We start from the raw sequence: 16,366 nt of genomic DNA, 5'->3' as shown, positions 1-16,366 counted from the left end.
TCAGGCGGAAAGTGCGTCCCGTTTTGAGGCCTCAAACTGGGTCGCAGTTTCCGGTTGAGCACTGTTTGGGAAAGCATATCCCGTTCTGAGCCGAAATTCCGGGTCGCAGTTTCCGCTAGGGGTTCCAACCGGAAAGCGCGTTCCAGAATTCGACCAAATTGTGGGTCGCACTTTCCGGAGCCAAGCTGTAGCTCGAATAAAAAAACGGGTGCAGACCGAAGTCCGCACCCGTAAATGTCGATGCCCGAAGGCTTACTTGCGCATCAATCCGCCGCGCTCGTCGATGGCGTTCCAGAAGGCATCGGCAAAGCGGGGGTCGTTTGCAGCCATGAGGGCGTTAGTGGCCATCCAACCAGAGGGAGTGCCAGTGTCGTAGCCCGACAGCGGGTCGATGACGACGGCGTACATGGCCTCGCGGTCGAGCGAACGGGCCATGGCGTCGGTGAGCTGGATCTCGCCGCCCTTGCCGGCCTGCTGATCTGCCAGCAAGTCCATGACCAGCGGGCTCAGCAGGTAGCGACCGACGATGTACAGGTTGGACGGAGCAGCCTCGGGAGCGGGCTTCTCAACCAGACCGCCGATACGCCAGACAGCGCCCGGCTCGGCATCGGCAACGTCCTCGGCGCCCTCGAGCGAACCGACGCGCTCGCCGGCGATAACACCGTAGCGGCTGACTTCCTCGGGCGAGCAAGCAGCGACGGCGATAACCGAAGCGCCACCGTGCTCCTTGGAAACGGCGAGCATCTTGTCGCAGATGTCGCGGTTAGGTACAACGTAGTCGCCCAGAAGAACCAGGAAGTTCTCCCCTGCCACGGCGTCGGCAGCAGAGCGAATAGCATGGCCGAGGCCCTTGGGCTCGTACTGATAACGGAAGTCGACCGGCATACCGCCAGCGTGGGCGACAGCATCGGCATAGGCGTTCTTGCCGCGCTCGCGCAGCAGGTTCTCGAGCGAGCGATCAGGCTGGAAGTAGTTCAGTAGCTCGGGCTTACCGGGAGAAGTAACGATGATGGCATCGTCGACCTCCTCGGGGTCGAGGGCCTCCTCGACGACATACTGGATGACCGGCTTGTCGAGCACCGGCAGCATCTCTTTGGGCGTGCACTTGGTACCAGGCAGAAAACGCGTGCCAAGACCGGCGGCGGGGATGATTGCCTTCATGTTATTCAAAGATCCTTTCGCAGGCGCAAAAGCGCCCCATGCGTGCGGCACACAGCCGCAGACCAAATTGCGATACCCAAGCATCTTACCGCTGGAACTATATGTCGCTACAAGGCAGAGACAATTCTTCAGCAGGTCAACGCAAATTATTGCTCGAATGGTGCAATTTTATTGCCCAACGGCAGGGCACCCGATACGACGCAAATCACAGAACATGGCAGATTGAGCAACCGATGCCGAGGGACCGAAAAACAAAAAAGACGGGGCTCGCAATGCGAACCCCGTCTGCAAAGGAATCTGGCGAGAAAGCCTGATTACTTGAGGGTGACAGCAGCGCCAGCAGCCTCGAGCTTCTCCTTGGCAGCCTCGGCGTCCTCCTTCTTGGCACCCTCGAGAACAGCCTTGGGAGCGCCCTCGACGACCTCCTTGGCCTCCTTCAGGCCAAGGTTGGTGAGCTCACGGACGGCCTTGATGACCTGGATCTTGTTGTCGCCGAAGCCCTCGAGCACGACGTCAAACTCGGTCTTCTCCTCGGCCTCAGCAGCGCCAGCAGCGGGAGCGGCGACAACAGCAGCAGGAGCAGCGGCGGAAACGCCGAAGGTGTCCTCGATAGCCTTAACGAGCTCGGAAGCCTCGAGAAGGGTCATTTCCTTAAGAGCATCGATGATCTCATCGGTGGTAAGCTTAGCCATTTCTAAGTCCTTTCGGTTTCCGTGCGGATGCACGGAGATCAGTTAAAACACGGCGCGAATGCGCCAGGGGTGCGGCGTTGCCGCCGCGGGTGAAAACAGCAACTAGGCTGCCTTCTGCTCGGAGACCTGCTGGATCGAACGAGCGAGACCAGAGGAAACGCCGTTGACGCAGACAGCGATGTCGCGAGCGAAACCGGAGATGAGACCGGCGATCTGGCCGAGAAGCTGATCCTTGGTGGGCAGCTCGGCGATAGCCTTAACATCATCGGCGGAAACGGCCTTGCCGTCGGAGATACCGCCCTTGATCTCAAGGACGCCCTTGGACTTAGCGGAGAAGTCCTTAAGGGCCTTAGCGGCCTCGACCGGCTCGGTCTCGTAGAACACATAAGCGACGGGGCCGGCGAGGATATCGTCGATCTCAGGCTGCTCCTGGTTCTTGAGAGCGATCTTGACCAGGTTGTTCTTGTAGACCTTCATCTCGGCGCCGCACTCGCGAAGCTGATGACGCAGCTCCTGAGCCTGCTTAACCGTCAGACCGTTGTAGTTGACGACGAACAGACCGGCGTTCTCGGCGATACGGGACTCGATCTCTGCAACCTTGTCGATTTTGTACTGCTGGGGCATGAATTACACCTCCTCGAATTCTTTCCGGGCACGGTCCGCCACAAGGACGTGACGGGGGCATGTCCAAAAAGAAAGCCCCCGCGCTGCATGAGCGACGGGGGCGAGAAGACATATCTACTCGACCACCTCGGCTGGCGGGATATCCCATTAAGCTCGCGGGCGATGCCCGTTTGCACCGGCTGTCTCTGGCAGCGGATTCGTGCGTGAACCGAAAGTATTATGGCGGGGACCCCGGCGTCGGTCAACGGGAAACCGGGCTGCACACAATTCCACCATCCGGCCGCGCCGCCGAAGGCCAGGCGCAAGGTTTTCGCTCGGTCAGGTCCTGGGCTCGCACGAAGAGCACATTAAGTGCTCTTCGGCTCGTGCGGAATCTACGAAAACCTTGCGCCTGGCCTTCGGCGGCGCGGCCTGCGGTGACTTTGGGGCAGCCCGGTTTCCCGTTGGCCGGCGCCCCCACTCATAAGCCTTAAGTCGGTGGGCTGATATGTTGCGTCCCTGATGGCTACAAGGTTGAAAGGAAGGTGGACAGGCGGCGGAGGCCTTCGTCCAGGTCTTTATCGGAAACGCAATAGCTGAGGCGGACGTGGCCTTCGGTGCCGAAGCAGTCGCCCGGGACTAGGGCTACGTTTGCCTCTTCGATGGCTTTGATGCAGAAGTCTTCGCTGGTTAGGCCGAACTTTTTGATGCTCGGGAAAGTGTAGAAGGCTCCTGCGGGCTCTACTACGTCGAGGCCCATGGCGTTTAAGGCTGCGAGTACGCGTTCGCGGCGGGCTCGGTAGACTTTGAGCATGGGGGTTGGGTCGACGGTCAGGGCTCGGGCTGCGGCGTCCATTTCGAAGGAGACAGCACTCGATACTAAGTATTGGTGAGCCTTTGCGATCTCGGCGATGACGGGGGCTGCGGCTGCGAGCCAGCCCAAGCGCCAGCCGGTCATGGCCCAGGGCTTGGAGAAGCTCTCGATGACCACCGTCTGGTCGCGCAGCTCCGGATGGCGCTGGGCAAAGCGCTCGTAGCCATCCACATAGACCAGACGGTTGTATACGTCGTCGCAGACTACGTAGATGCCCGCCTGCTCTGCCACGCGCGCCACGACGTCGAGCGATGCCGCGTTGAGAATGCAGCCCGTGGGATTGTTGGGCGAGCAGATAACGACGGCCTTGGTCGCCGGGGTCACACAGGCGCGAAGCGCATCCTCGTCAATCTGGAATTGCGCAGGCTCCGTATCCAAGAAGACCGCCTTGGCGTGGTTGGCCACGACGATGCTCTCGTACAGGCCAAAGGCGGGCGTGGGGATAATGACCTCGTCGCCGGGGTTGAGCATAGCCATAAATGTTGCCGACAGGGCCTCGGTCGCGCCGTCGGTCAGGATGACCTCATCGGCGGAAAACGCCAGACCCGCGTCACCCATATATTCGGACAGTGCCTCGCGCAGGGCGGGGCGGCCGTTGTTGGGCGGATAGTGCGTGTCGCCGCGGTCCAACGAAGCAGTCACCTCGGCGCTAACCACATCGGGCGTGGGAAAATCGGGCTCACCGAGCGCAAGCGCAATGCATCCCGGATGCTGCGCGGCGAGTGCGTTAATCCGACGGATGCCGGAGGGCTTGAGCGTGGCAAGCGAGGTATTCATGGGCAGACGCATGGCATTCCTTTCGTGAGGGTTGCACTAGGATAGCGCGGCGGAGCGCCGTCATACGGTGTAACCTAAACGGAAACCGACCGGAAAGGAGGCGGCATGGAGACGACCGCACGCGGCGATGTACCAAAAACACTGCATAACATCGCGTTTGTCAGTATTTCCGAGAGCGCCGATCTTGAGTTTTTGCTCTGGGACCTGCAGGATGCCATCGCCGCCTATGCACAGCTTTCCGGCACTGTGCTCCCCCACCCGGTCGTTTTGGAGGCGGATGATTCCGGCAGCGTTGCCGGTGCCGCCGATGGCATTGTGTTCGCCATTGAAGATGCACCCAATGATGAAGCGATGGCGCCCATTAAGCAGATGCTCGACCGCTTTGGCGGCGCAGGGACGCGTGCCTATGTTGTTGTCCAGGCCGACGTCGGCGGCCTCGAGCGAGCACACGGGCTCGTCGTGCGTCTGCGAGCGACGTGCGACCTTCGTGGGCTGTCATGGTGCGGCGGCGTTGTCGTCTGTACCGGCAGCGGCTTCGCGGCGCTTCGTCACTCACCGCGCATGGGACTCTTGCGGCGACCGTTTTCGGAAGCGATGGACAAGCTCGTAGGCGCCGTTCGTATGGGCTGTTCGGTTGAGCATGCGCAGCGACTTGGTGGTGGTAATGCCGAGGACGTCGACGCCGACGGCATGATTTGCACCGAGCCAGCCGTGCCCGCGCCGATCTGGCGAGGCGTTCTGAAACGTCTGGGCGCCCACGCTCAAACAAAAATCTAAATTAAATAACAGCCCAGTCAACGGCTTCACTCCAACGCTCGACAAGCCGCTCCAAACGCCACGCCGCGTTGGCAGGACTCGTCGACGGCAGCACGATGGCGGGTAGCCCCGTCCGCTCTTGTAGATAGCGTTTGTAGAGCCGCCCGGCCGCGCCGCCGTTGCAGATAACGACCTCAATCGGCGTGACATCGGTAATGCGCTCGACATGCGCCGGAACGACGTTTTTGATGCTCGCGTCGCTTGAGCCCTTGATGTCACAGCTCTCGATCACGTCCCACAGGGCCACGCCGCCGTTGAGCAGCATAGCCCGCTTGGCAGCAACCGAGGCGTCGAGCGTCGCGGGCTCGCCGCTCGCCAAAGAGTCTCCCTCGTTGGGCGGCACGGGCACACCGAGGCACGCGGCCATCACACGCCAAAAGCGATTCTGAGGGTTGCCGTAATAAAAGGCGTTGGCGCGCGAAAGCACCGAGGGAAACGATCCGAGCACCAAAACGCGCGAGTGCTGGTCGAACACGGGCTCAAACCCATGCTCAATATGTTGATAGCCCTCATCGGACGCAGCCATGGCCTAGGCCCTCAACAGATAGCGCACCTCGTAGGGTGCAAGCTCAAGGGCACCCGTTAGCTCGACTGTGGGCGCGCCGTCGGCAAGTAGGTCGGCAAAGGAGCCGTTGAGCTCGCCGGCTCCAAAGGTATAGGGCTCGTTCACGGCATTGACCGCCACGAGCACCGTCGCGTCGTCGCAGGCGCGCTCGAACAGTAGCTGCTTGTTCTGGATCACCACGTTGCGATAGGCACCATAGTTGAGGGCACGGGCCGCCGCGTCGTCTGCCGAGCGCAGGTGCGCGAGCTGCTTGATGAACGCCGTCAGCTCGTTGGGCGCAGGCTCATCGAGCGCGGGTCGCAGCGCCCAGTCACCATCGGGGCCGCCCTTTTCGCCAGGAATCCCCCACTCGCTGCCATAGTAGACGCACGGAATGCCCGGCATGCCAAAGAGCATGCCATAAGCGGGACGCAGGCACGACTTGTCGGTGAGGATGCTTGCCAGGCGCGGCACGTCGTGGTTGTCGACAAACGACAGCAGGTGTTTGCCGCGGTAGATGCACCACGGATCGCCGCCAAACTGGCGATGCAGCGAATGGGCAATCTCGAACATGTTGACCGAGTTAAAGCTGGAGTACAGGCCCTTGTAGCACTCGTAGTTGGTGCAGGAGTCAAGCATCTCGTCGTTGACGATCTGGTTGTAGTCGCCGTGGAGCGTCTCGCCGATCAGCACAAAATCGGGCTTGAGCTCGCGGGTAAAGGTATGCAGACGACGCATGAAGTCGCGGTCGAGCATATAGGCAACGTCCAGGCGCAGGCCGTCGATGCCAAAGACCTCGGCCCAGTGACGCACGGACTCAAGCAGGTAATCAACCACAGCGGGGTTTTGCAGGTTGAGCTTCACAAGCTCAAAATGGCCCTCCCAGCCCTCGTACCAAAAGCCGTCGCCGTAGCACGAGTCACCGTCGAAGCTGATGTGGAACCAGTCCTTGTACGGCGAATCCCACTTGCGCTCCTGCACATCACGGAAGGCCCAAAAGCCGCGACCGACGTGGTTGAAGACGGCTTCGAGCACCACACGGATGCCGTGGGCATGCAGCGTCTCACACACGGCGGCAAAGTCGGCATCCCTACCCAGGCGGCGGTCAATATGGCGCAGGCTGCGCGTGTCGTAGCCGTGGCTATCGGACTCGAGCGGCGGGTTGATGAGCACGGCGCCAACGCCGAGTTCCTGCAGGTAGTCGGCCCATTGGGCGATCTTCATGATGGGAGCGTCGGGATTGGGCGCGGCGTTGGCAACCTGGGCGAGCTCGTCCTCGGCAACGGGCGCGGCATTCTCGTGCGGAGCTCCGCAAAAGCCCAGAGGATAGATCTGATAGAACGTCGTCTCGTATGCCCACATAACAGCCTCCCAGAAATCCTTCACGCAACGCCACCCATTGTATGCCCAGCTTGTATCCTCTTCCCCAAAATAAGTTGCGGTGGAATAGTTCCTGCTTGGGTCTTCAGAGGCCTTAAACAAGAACTATTCCACCGCAACTGATGAGGGGACGTGATTAGGCGACGGGCTTGGCGCGGCGTATGGCCGGGAACAGCACCGTAATGGCGAGGATGACGCCCACGACGGCGATCGCCCCGCCCGCAAAGCCGATCCAAGCGATACCGGGACCCGAAACCACGGCGCCGCCGATCGCGGTGCCCGTGCCAATACCGAGATTGAACAGGCCCGAGAAGATCGACATGGCGACAGCCGACGAATCCGCGGGCGTGTACTTGATGAGCTCGGCTTGAAACGCCACATTAAAGGCCGTGGCGCAGCAGCCCCACAGCGCGCAGACGGCAAGCACTGCCGCGAGCGACGATGCGGCCGGACCCATGAGCAGCAGGGCCGCCGGCACGCCGGAGAGCGTAATTGCAAGGAACGGGAAGCGATGCCCATCGAACAGGCGGCCAAACAGCCAGCTTCCGAGCAGACCAGAGCAGCCGAACGCCGTCAGCGTCATAGTGATGGCGCTTGCGTCGACATGCGCGACCTGAGCCAGGAAAGGCTCGATATAGCTATAGCCCGCGTAATAGCCGGTCGCCATGAACACCGTGACCACATAGAGTGCGATGAGGAACGGGTTCTTGAGCAGCTCGGGCAGCTGCTTTAGCGTAAAACGCTCGCCCGCTGGCATGGCAGGAAACACCGTGGCCTGGTAGACGACCGCGACAGCAGACAGCGCTCCGACCACAGCAAACGTCATACGCCAGCCCACGGCCAGGCCAATGGCGCGGCCGAGCGGCAGGCCGAAGATCTGTGCGATGGAAGAGCCCGTGGCGATCATGCTGATGGCGAGCGCCCCATGGCGGGTGTCGACCAGGCGCGACGCCATGATCGAGGCGACCGACCAGAACACGGCGTGCGCGCAGGCAACCACCAGGCGCGCGCAGACTAAGATGGGATAGGTCGGCGCCAAGGCGGACAGGAACTGGCCCAGCGAGAACACGGCAAGCACGCCCAGCAGCATCCGCTTGAACTCGAAACGCGAAGCGAACACCATGAGCGGCAACGACAGCAGCATGACGCCCCAGGCATAGACCGAGATCATGATCCCCGCCTGGGCCTCGGTGAGCGAGAACGACGCAGCAATATCAGTCAGAAGGCCGATGGGCATGAACTCCGACGTGTTGAACACGAACGCACAGCAGGTGAGCCCGACGAGCGGGAGCCATTGCCTGAGCGTGATGCCGTCTTGCCTTGCCTGACTCATATATAACGTCTCCAATCATTTTGAGCGGAGGCGATTATATAGCAACGGCCCCGCATCCGTCAGCAACAGATGCGGGGCCGAAAACAATTCGATACACAGAGGTTGCGCCGTCAATAAATAACTAAGCCAACCCCAGCAATATGCCCGCCGAATGCACGACAAACGCCACGATCCAGGCGACCGTCACTTGAAACGCGAACACGGCAACGGCGTAGCGCGCGCCCAGCTCGCTCTTGACGGCGCCGATCGCAGCCACGCACGGCGGGTACAGCAACGTAAAGACCAGGAACACGTAGGCGGTGAACGGCGAAAACATGGTCGACAGTGCCGCGGGCGAGGTCGCGCCCAAAAGTACCGTGAGGGTCGAGATGACGCTCTCCTTGGCGATAAATCCGGTGACGAGCGCCGTGGATGCACGCCAGTCGCCAAACCCAAGCGACGTCAGCACCGGCGCGATGATGCTGCCGAGGCCCGCAAGCAGACTCTGCGACTGATCGGCGACCACATTAAAGCGAATGTCGAACGTCTGAAGGAACCAGATGACCACGGTAGCGGCAAAGATAATGGTAAAAGCCTTGGTAATAAAGTCCTTGGCCTTATCCCATGCCAGCATCACCGTCGTCTTGACGCTCGGCAGGCGGTAATTGGGAAGCTCCATGATAAACGGCACCGGGTCGCCCTTAAATGCCGTGCGGTTGAGCAACAAAGCCGCGATGCAACCGACCGCAATGCCAATCAAATAGAGCGAGACCATGGCGGGAACTGTCGCCTGCGGGAAAAACGCCCCGCACAGCAGACCGTAGACCGGCAACTTAGCCGAACAGCTCATGAACGGCGTGAGCATGACCGTCATCTTGCGGTCGTGCTCGGATGGGAGCGTACGGGTCGACATGATAGCCGGCACGGTGCAGCCAAAACCGACGAGCATAGGCACGAAGCTGCGGCCTGACAGGCCAAAGCGACGCAGCACTTTATCCATGACAAAGGCCACGCGCGCCATGTAGCCGGAGTCTTCCAGAATGGAGAGGAACAAGAAGAGCACAACGATAATCGGCAGGAAGGTCAGCACACTACCCACACCCGTGAGCACGCCGTCGACAGCCAGCGAGCGCACCACGTCGTTGGTTCCGAACGCCTTGAGACCCGCATCGGCCGAGGCGATGATGACCGCGATACCGTCCTCCATGAGTCCCTGCAACGCCGCACCGATCACGCCAAACGTCAGCCAAAAGACAAGGCCCATAATCACCAGGAACGCCGGAATGGCCGTGTAGCGACCCGTCAGGATGCGGTCGATCTTAACGGAGCGCACGTGCTCGCGGCTCTCGTGCGGTTTGACGACGCAGCGCCCACACACGTCGCCGATAAAGCTAAAGCGCATATCGGCCAGCGCGGACAGGCGGTCGGTGCCGGCCTCGCCCTCCATCTGGGTAATGATGTGCTCGATAGCGTCGAGCTCGTTGCGATCCAGGTGAAGTGCCTCGGTCACCAGCTCGTCGCCCTCAACCAGCTTGGTCGCCGCAAAACGCACGGGAATGTGCGCCGTCGCGGCATGGTCCTCGATAAGGTTGGCGATGCCGTGAATGCAGCGATGCAGCGCGCCGCCGTCTGGACCATCGGGCGCACAGAAGTCCAGGCGACCGGGGCGTTCGCGGAACCGTGCCACGTGCAGGGCATGATCCACCAGCTCGCCGATACCCTCGTTGCGGGCAGCGCTAATGGGGACAACGGGCACGCCCAACAGGCTCTCAAGCAGGTTGACGTCCACGGCGCCGCCGTTGGCCGTCACCTCGTCCATCATGTTGAGCGCGATGACCATGGGGCAGTCGAGCTCCATAAGCTGCAGCGTCAGGTACAGATTGCGCTCGATGTTGGTGGCGTCAATGATATCGATGATGGCGTCGGGATGCTCATCCAGGATAAACTGGCGGCTCACGATCTCCTCACCCGTGTACGGCGACAGAGAGTAAATGCCGGGCAGGTCGGTAACGCTCGCCTCGGGGTGGTTACGAATGGTACCGTCTTTGCGGTCGACCGTTACGCCGGGAAAGTTGCCGACGTGCTGGTTGGAGCCCGTAAGCTGGTTGAACAGCGTGGTCTTACCGCAGTTTTGGTTGCCGGCGAGGGCAAAATGCAGCGGCGCGCCCTCAGGCACGGCCGTCTTCGCGGCGCGGGGCGAATACGTCCCCTCGCCCAGGGCCGGATGCTCCGTCGTGCCGATTGCGGCGTTAGCGCGCGGACCCGCATCGGTGTCGTGAACACCCACGAGCTCGATGCGAGCGGCATCGTCCTTGCGCAGCGTCAACTCGTAGCCACGCAGGCGGATCTCGAGCGGGTCACCCATGGGGGCGTACTTCATCATGGTAACTTCGGTGCCCGGCGTTAGACCCATGTCCAAAATATGCTGTCGAAGCGCCTGATCGTCGGATGTCACCGATGCGACAACGGCGTCCTTTCCAATCTCGAGCGTATCGAGTCTCACGTCCGCGTTCCTCCCCCGGCGCCCACAGGGCGTTGCATTTTGTTTATCTTGGCTAACCGTTTGCCATGGCTAACCATTTAACCACGCATGATAGCGCGAACACACACCGATGTTCAATCGACAGATTGCCACCCTGGCGGGCTTGCAGCGTCGAGTGGTTACGGCGTTTGGTAAAACGCCGTAACTAAAACCCGTGGCGTTCCAGGAAGCGGAAGGCTAGGCGAATCCAAGGACGGACCGCCACCTGCTTGTCCTCGTTGTCGACCGCGGTGTTGGCGTTGCCGAGCGAAAGGCCGTGACCACCTTGGTCAAAGACGTGCATCTCGCATACGACGCCTTCCTCGGCCATGCGCTGCGCAAACGGATAGACCTGCGCGATCGGCGCCGTTTTATCGTCGGACACGCCCCACACAAAGGTCGGGGGCATCTGGCGCGAAACGTGTGTGGTGGGGCAGATGTCGGCCAGATGCTCGTCAGTTGCCTCGTCACCCGTCACCATCGACAGGTAGTCGTTGAGCAGATCGCGCCCCGTCTTGCCGCCCGTCTTGGGCACGCGCAGGTCGATGCGCGGGTCGCGCGTCTGCATGTCGCGCACATAGGCAAAGTCGAGCAGCGGATAGCCCAGCACCACGGCATCGGGACGAATGTCGTCCGGACGCGCCCCTGCCAGGCCCGCGAAGGGACCAGTCTTCCATTGCGTTGCCAGCGAAGCGCAGATCATGCCGCCCGCCGAGAACCCCACGACGCACACGCGCTTGGGATCGACATGCCACTCGTCGGCGTTGGCGCGCACCGTGGTGACCATCTTGGCAAGGTCTGCCTGCGGGTGCGGAAAGCTCACATCGCCCGTGTCACTCGTGACATAGTTGAGCACAAAGGCCTGGTAACCGTGATCCAAAAACGCAAACGCCACGGGATCCTGCTCATGCAGAGCGATATGCGTAAACGCACCTCCGCCGCAGATAATCACAGCAGGGCGGCGGCCATTCGGCTTATCGGGCAGCGGCTCGGCACCCAAATACGTAAACGTCGCCGGATATTCCTCGGTCGGTTCCTCGCCCCACAGCGCATGGTTCTCGACAATCATATGGGCTCCCTTCGCGCAAATTATGCGCCCTTGTTTTTCGCCTTCAAGCGTACCCCACTTGAACCCGTGGCGCAGAAACACTCCAGCAATAAGTTTCCCTTCAACTGATATATCACATAATCCCAGCTCAGAGGTATCGCTGAGCAGCGTAAAATAGGGGGCGTTGACCAAGCCGCGAAACATATATGAAACGTTTCCGGCAAACCAAGCGCGCGATATGCGCCTATTTAAGTTGGAGGCAACTATGGGTCTGCTCGATTCGTTTAAGTCCACCTTCACCTCGACGGGCGAGGCGTCCGTTCCGCCCGCAGCAAGCTTCGCCACCCGCGAAGGCGTCATCTATGCCCCCGTCAACGGCGTGCTCGTCAACCTGGACGAGGTCCCTGACGAGACGATCGCCTCGGGCATGCTTGGCCAGGGCTATGGCATCGAGCCCATTACCGGCACCATCTATGCGCCCGCCAACGGCCGCATCGGTGCCACCACCGTCACCAACCACTCCATCGGCATGATTACCGAAGACGGCCTGCGCGTGTTCATCCATGTCGGCCTGGGCACCGTGGAAATGAACGGCAAAGGTTTTGCCCGCTTTGTCGAGATGGGCGATGTGGTCAAGGCAGGCCAGCCGCTCATCAGCTTCGACCGCGAGGCCATCAAGGCCGCCGGTCACGAGGACATCGTGACCGTCATCGTCTCCGAGCTCGATCGTCTTAAGAGCATCGACCATGTCGGCGAGTCTGGAACGCTTATCGGCGGCAACCCGCTCGTCAAGCTTGGCGACCCGCTGCTGGTTGCCAAGACCAAGTAGCCAGGCCCCGCGCCACACAGCCAAAAGGCACCTCGTCAAGCGCCCGCGACCATTTGGCCGCGGGCGCTTTTCGTTTGAAAAACCATCCCGCCAATGCCTTATCTGTATAGCCCAAATGAGCCGAGCTGCTAGAATATCGAACTGTATGGATAACTATCATTCAACCGTTATGGGAGGATACGTGAACCGCACCAAAATCGCGCAGCTCTACGCCGATGCCGAGTCGCTCGGCGGCCAGACTGTCACCGTCGCCGGCTGGGTCAAGTCCGTCCGCGACATGAAGAACTTTGGCTTTGTTACGCTCAACGACGGCAGCTGCTTCCGCGACCTGCAGGTCGTCATGAACCGCGAGGCGCTCGACAACTACGACGAGATCGCCCACCAAAACGTCTCGGCCGCCCTCATCTGCACCGGCACCGTCAAGCTGACCCCCGATGCGCCCCAGCCTTTCGAGCTTTCTGCCACCTCCATCGAGGTCGAGGGCGTCAGCGCCCCGGATTACCCGCTGCAGAAGAAGCGCGCAACCGTCGAGTTCCTGCGCACCCAGCAGCACCTGCGCCCGCGCACCAACCTATTCCGTGCCGTGTTCCGCATCCGCTCTGTCGCGGCTGCCGCCATCCACCGCTTCTTCCAGGAGCAGGGCTTTGTCTACGTCAACACCCCCATCATCACCACGAGTGACTGCGAGGGCGCCGGCGAGATGTTCCGCGTGACCACGCTCGACCCCAAAAATCCGCCCCTCACCGAGGCCGGCGAGGTCGACTGGAGCCAGGACTTCTTTGGCAAGCACGCGAGCCTTACCGTGTCCGGCCAGCTCAATGCCGAGAACTTTGCCATGGCCTTTGGCGACGTGTACACCTTTGGCCCCACCTTCCGCGCCGAAAACTCCAACACCACGCGCCACGCCGCCGAGTTTTGGATGATCGAGCCCGAGATGGCCTTTGCCGACCTCAACGACTACATGGACAATGCCGAGGCCATGCTCAAGTATGTCCTTAAGGACGTTATGGCCACCTGCCCCGATGAGCTCAACATGCTCAACAAGTTTGTGGACAAGGGCCTGATCGAGCGCCTGAACCACGTGGCAAACTCCGATTTTGCCCGCGTCACCTACACCGAGGCCGTCGAGATCTTGGAGCAGGCCGTCGCCGCCGGCCACAAGTTCGATTACCCCGTCAGCTGGGGCATCGACCTGCAGACCGAGCACGAGCGTTTCCTGACCGAGGAGCACTTTAAGCGCCCGACCTTCGTGACCGACTACCCGGCCGAGATCAAGGCGTTCTACATGCGCATGAACGAGGACGGCAAGACCGTCGCCGCCGCCGACTGCCTGGTGCCGGGCATCGGCGAGATTATCGGCGGCTCCCAGCGCGAGGAGCGCCTAGACCTGCTCGAGGCCCGTATCAAGGACCTGGGCATGAATCCCGAGCAGTACAAGTACTATCTGGACCTGCGCCGCTACGGTTCCTGCAAGCACGCCGGCTATGGCTTGGGCTTCGAGCGCCTGGTCATGTATCTGACCGGCGTGGGCAACATCCGCGACGTCCTGCCGCACCCGCGCACCGTGGGCAACGCCGACTTCTAATCGTCGGACGCTAGCTCGCGTCGCCACACGCCAACGCTCATCGCACAAGCGTCTCTCGACATCGGTCGAGAGACGCTTTTTTCAACAGCATCCGTCAAACTTTTGGCAAGTTTTTGGTCAGTCGAGCAGGGCTGTTGAAAACTCGAACTGCCGTTTGCCGACGACTACCGACCGCCCAGAGCGCCCTGCGCCCCTGGGAAAACCCCGCGCCCTAGGCTCCATACCGTCGCCACCCAAAACGGAAAGGACGTGGGCGCCATGACCGAAGCCGCTGTTGAAACCTACGACACCACAACGAGAGGCGCCGCCTCGATGGCTGCCTATCGCGCCGTTCGCATCCTGCAACTATTAAGCGAGAACACCGGCGAGGACAAGGCCATGCTTTCCGATGAGTTGATCCGGCGCCTCGCCCATCCCGACGACCCCGCCCGCATGCCCATCTCGGCGGCGCGGCGCAGCATCTACACCGCCATCTCCGCACTTCGCCATGCCGGATACGAAATTGAGTACAAGCGCGGCGTGGGGTATCGGCTCTTGACCCGCCCGCTCACCGACGAGGAAATCATCCGGCTCCACGGCATGGTCATGCGCAACCGCTCTACGCCCATCGCCATTCGAAAAAGCATGGCGCAGCACTTGGTCGCTATGGCGAGCGCCGACGTTCGCGGCTACCTCGATGCACCCGAGCCTGCTCCAAGTGCCGGCAGCAAATCCACCAAGGCCACGCGCACGCCCGTCAAGCGCATCGACACCTGCGAGCTCATCGAGCAGGCCATCGACCACGGAACAACTGTCAGCTTTGATATCTCAAACGTCCTGACCCGAGGCGAAACCGAGGTGGTGCGGATGACGGTCCGGCCCTTTGCCATCAAGCAACGAGACGGCATCTCGTATTTGCTGGGAACGGTCTATGACGCCCGAGGCGCCGATGACACGTTGCGTACCGTAGAGATCGGCCGCATGAAAAACGTCAGCACGCGCTTGCTCGACGGCAAAAAACTCTTTGCCGCGCTAGACGATGAGAACGCCTCCGCCGCATAAGAACCTCCGCCGTCCATTCGACTACCCGTACCGCCCATCCGGTTCTGTATTAAAAAACCCGCCAGGTTATTGTAAAAATGGACATCCGCGCTACTATAGTTCCACTTGCACTTTGTTTGAGTGCAGTGTTTCCAGCCATTTCTATACTGGGGGTAACGATATGAAGGATATCACCATCAGCCGCAGGAGCCTTCTGGTCTCTGCTGGCCTGCTCGCGCTCGCTCCGCTCGCCGGATGCGGCGGCAACTCTGGTTCCGGCTCTGCTGCCGCCGGTTCCGACTACACCGTCGGCGTTCTGCAGCTCACCGAGCACTCCGCACTCGACGCCGCCAACGACGGCTTTGTCAAGGCCATCAAGAAGAGCGGTCTTAAGGTCAAGATCGATCAGAAGAACGCCCAGAACGACCAGTCCACGTGTAAGTCCATCGCCGACAAGTTCGTGGGCGATGGCGTCGACCTGATCTATGCCATCGCTACGCCCGCCGCGCAGGCCGCCGCCGGCGCCACCGCCGATATCCCCATCGTGGGCTGCGCCATCACCGACTACGCTGCCTCGGGCCTGGTCCAGGACAACGACAAGCCCGGCACCAACGTCACCGGCGCCTCCGACCTCACCCCGGTCGCCGAGCAGCTCGAGATGATGCAGAAGGTCCTGCCCGACGTAAAGAAGGTCGGCCTGCTCTACTGCACCGCCGAGTCCAACTCCGACGTCCAGATCAAGGCCGCCAAGAAGGAACTCGACAAGCTGGGCCTGGAGTACACCGACTTCACCGTCTCGAGCTCCAACGAGATCCAGTCCGTCGTCGAATCTGCCGTGGGCAAGGTCGACGCGCTGTACTCCCCCACCGATAACACCATCGCCGCGGGCGCCTCGCAGGTGGGCCAGATCTGCAAGGAGAACAAGCTTCCCTACGTGACCGGCGAGGAGGGTATGTGCATGGCTGGCGGCCTGTTCACTCTCTCCATCAACTATGAGGACCTGGGCTACGCCGCGGGCGAGATGGCCGTCAAGATTTTGAAGGGCGAGGCCAAGCCCGAGGATATGCCGATCAAGCATCTCTCGAGCAAGGACCTGGTCGTCGTCAAGAACGACGAGATGGCCGAGGCTCTGGGCATCGATCTTTCCGCTCTGGACGAGTAACGCCATGCGCGGTAGCGCGTCTAGGGCACGCACTCGTGCCGT

General features: G+C 61.2%; 14 protein-coding genes. 5 read left to right on the top strand and 9 right to left on the bottom strand.

Features of this window, described 5'->3' with window-relative positions; translation table 11 throughout:
* Window positions 1-252: 252 nt before the first annotated feature.
* From DXD56_RS01305 to DXD56_RS01290, 4 genes are all read right to left on the bottom strand, one after another.
* The gene (locus DXD56_RS01305; RefSeq protein WP_117639561.1) at window positions 253-1,161 is read right to left on the bottom strand and encodes a UTP--glucose-1-phosphate uridylyltransferase; all 909 of its coding nucleotides are present in this window, start codon (window positions 1,159-1,161) and stop codon (window positions 253-255) included.
* 314 nt (window positions 1,162-1,475) lie between these two features.
* Window positions 1,476-1,853 carry a 50S ribosomal protein L7/L12 gene (gene rplL / locus DXD56_RS01300; protein WP_006235005.1) on the bottom strand — a complete coding sequence of 126 codons (378 nt, stop codon included), beginning with the start codon at window positions 1,851-1,853 and terminating at the stop codon, window positions 1,476-1,478.
* Window positions 1,854-1,955: 102 nt separating this feature from the next.
* Window positions 1,956-2,477 (bottom strand): 50S ribosomal protein L10, encoded by a 522-nt coding sequence (gene rplJ, locus DXD56_RS01295; RefSeq protein ID WP_117639559.1) that lies wholly within the window; start codon window positions 2,475-2,477, stop codon window positions 1,956-1,958.
* A gap of 505 nt (window positions 2,478-2,982) precedes the next feature.
* Window positions 2,983-4,119, bottom strand: coding sequence for a pyridoxal phosphate-dependent aminotransferase (locus DXD56_RS01290; protein WP_117639557.1), 1,137 nt, complete (start codon window positions 4,117-4,119; stop codon window positions 2,983-2,985).
* Window positions 4,120-4,212: 93 nt separating this feature from the next.
* Between DXD56_RS01290 and DXD56_RS01285 the strand changes: the two genes are divergently transcribed.
* Window positions 4,213-4,884 (top strand): hypothetical protein, encoded by a 672-nt coding sequence (locus DXD56_RS01285; protein WP_117639555.1) that lies wholly within the window; start codon window positions 4,213-4,215, stop codon window positions 4,882-4,884.
* Window position 4,885: 1 nt separating this feature from the next.
* On the opposite strand, the gene DXD56_RS01280 is transcribed toward DXD56_RS01285, so the two are convergent.
* From DXD56_RS01280 to DXD56_RS01260, 5 genes are all read right to left on the bottom strand, one after another.
* Window positions 4,886-5,449 carry a DNA-deoxyinosine glycosylase gene (locus tag DXD56_RS01280; protein WP_117639553.1) on the bottom strand — a complete coding sequence of 188 codons (564 nt, stop codon included), beginning with the start codon at window positions 5,447-5,449 and terminating at the stop codon, window positions 4,886-4,888.
* 3 nt (window positions 5,450-5,452) lie between these two features.
* Complete coding sequence (locus DXD56_RS01275; protein WP_117639551.1) at window positions 5,453-6,829, bottom strand: alpha-amylase family glycosyl hydrolase; 1,377 nt, start codon at window positions 6,827-6,829, stop codon at window positions 5,453-5,455.
* 154 nt (window positions 6,830-6,983) lie between these two features.
* Window positions 6,984-8,180, bottom strand: a complete 1,197-nt coding sequence (locus DXD56_RS01270) for an MFS transporter (RefSeq protein WP_117639549.1) — start codon at window positions 8,178-8,180, stop codon at window positions 6,984-6,986.
* A gap of 121 nt (window positions 8,181-8,301) precedes the next feature.
* On the bottom strand, window positions 8,302-10,662 hold the full coding sequence (gene feoB, locus DXD56_RS01265; protein WP_117639547.1) for a ferrous iron transport protein B: 2,361 nt from the start codon (window positions 10,660-10,662) through the stop codon (window positions 8,302-8,304).
* Between the two features lie 184 nt (window positions 10,663-10,846).
* A complete protein-coding gene (locus DXD56_RS01260; RefSeq protein WP_117639545.1) occupies window positions 10,847-11,749 on the bottom strand; it encodes an alpha/beta hydrolase in 903 nt (300 codons plus the stop codon).
* A 244-nt stretch (window positions 11,750-11,993) separates the two neighbouring features.
* Here DXD56_RS01260 and DXD56_RS01255 point away from each other — a divergent pair, with 244 nt between their 5' ends.
* The 4 genes from DXD56_RS01255 (at window position 11,994) to DXD56_RS01240 (ending at window position 16,324) form a co-directional block, all read left to right on the top strand.
* Complete coding sequence (locus DXD56_RS01255; protein WP_233524900.1) at window positions 11,994-12,557, top strand: PTS glucose transporter subunit IIA; 564 nt, start codon at window positions 11,994-11,996, stop codon at window positions 12,555-12,557.
* A gap of 181 nt (window positions 12,558-12,738) precedes the next feature.
* Entirely contained in the window at window positions 12,739-14,142 is a 1,404-nt protein-coding gene (gene asnS, locus DXD56_RS01250; protein WP_117639543.1) for an asparagine--tRNA ligase, read from the top strand.
* A 258-nt stretch (window positions 14,143-14,400) separates the two neighbouring features.
* Window positions 14,401-15,183, top strand: coding sequence for a hypothetical protein (locus DXD56_RS01245; RefSeq protein ID WP_117639541.1), 783 nt, complete (start codon window positions 14,401-14,403; stop codon window positions 15,181-15,183).
* Window positions 15,184-15,343: 160 nt separating this feature from the next.
* Window positions 15,344-16,324, top strand: a complete 981-nt coding sequence (locus DXD56_RS01240; protein ID WP_117639539.1) for an ABC transporter substrate-binding protein — start codon at window positions 15,344-15,346, stop codon at window positions 16,322-16,324.
* Window positions 16,325-16,366 lie beyond the last annotated feature (42 nt).

It is taken from the genome of Collinsella sp. TM06-3, assembly GCF_003436395.1.
In the GTDB taxonomy this organism is placed as follows: domain Bacteria; phylum Actinomycetota; class Coriobacteriia; order Coriobacteriales; family Coriobacteriaceae; genus Collinsella.
This window is presented reverse-complemented; position numbering and strand designations above follow the sequence as displayed.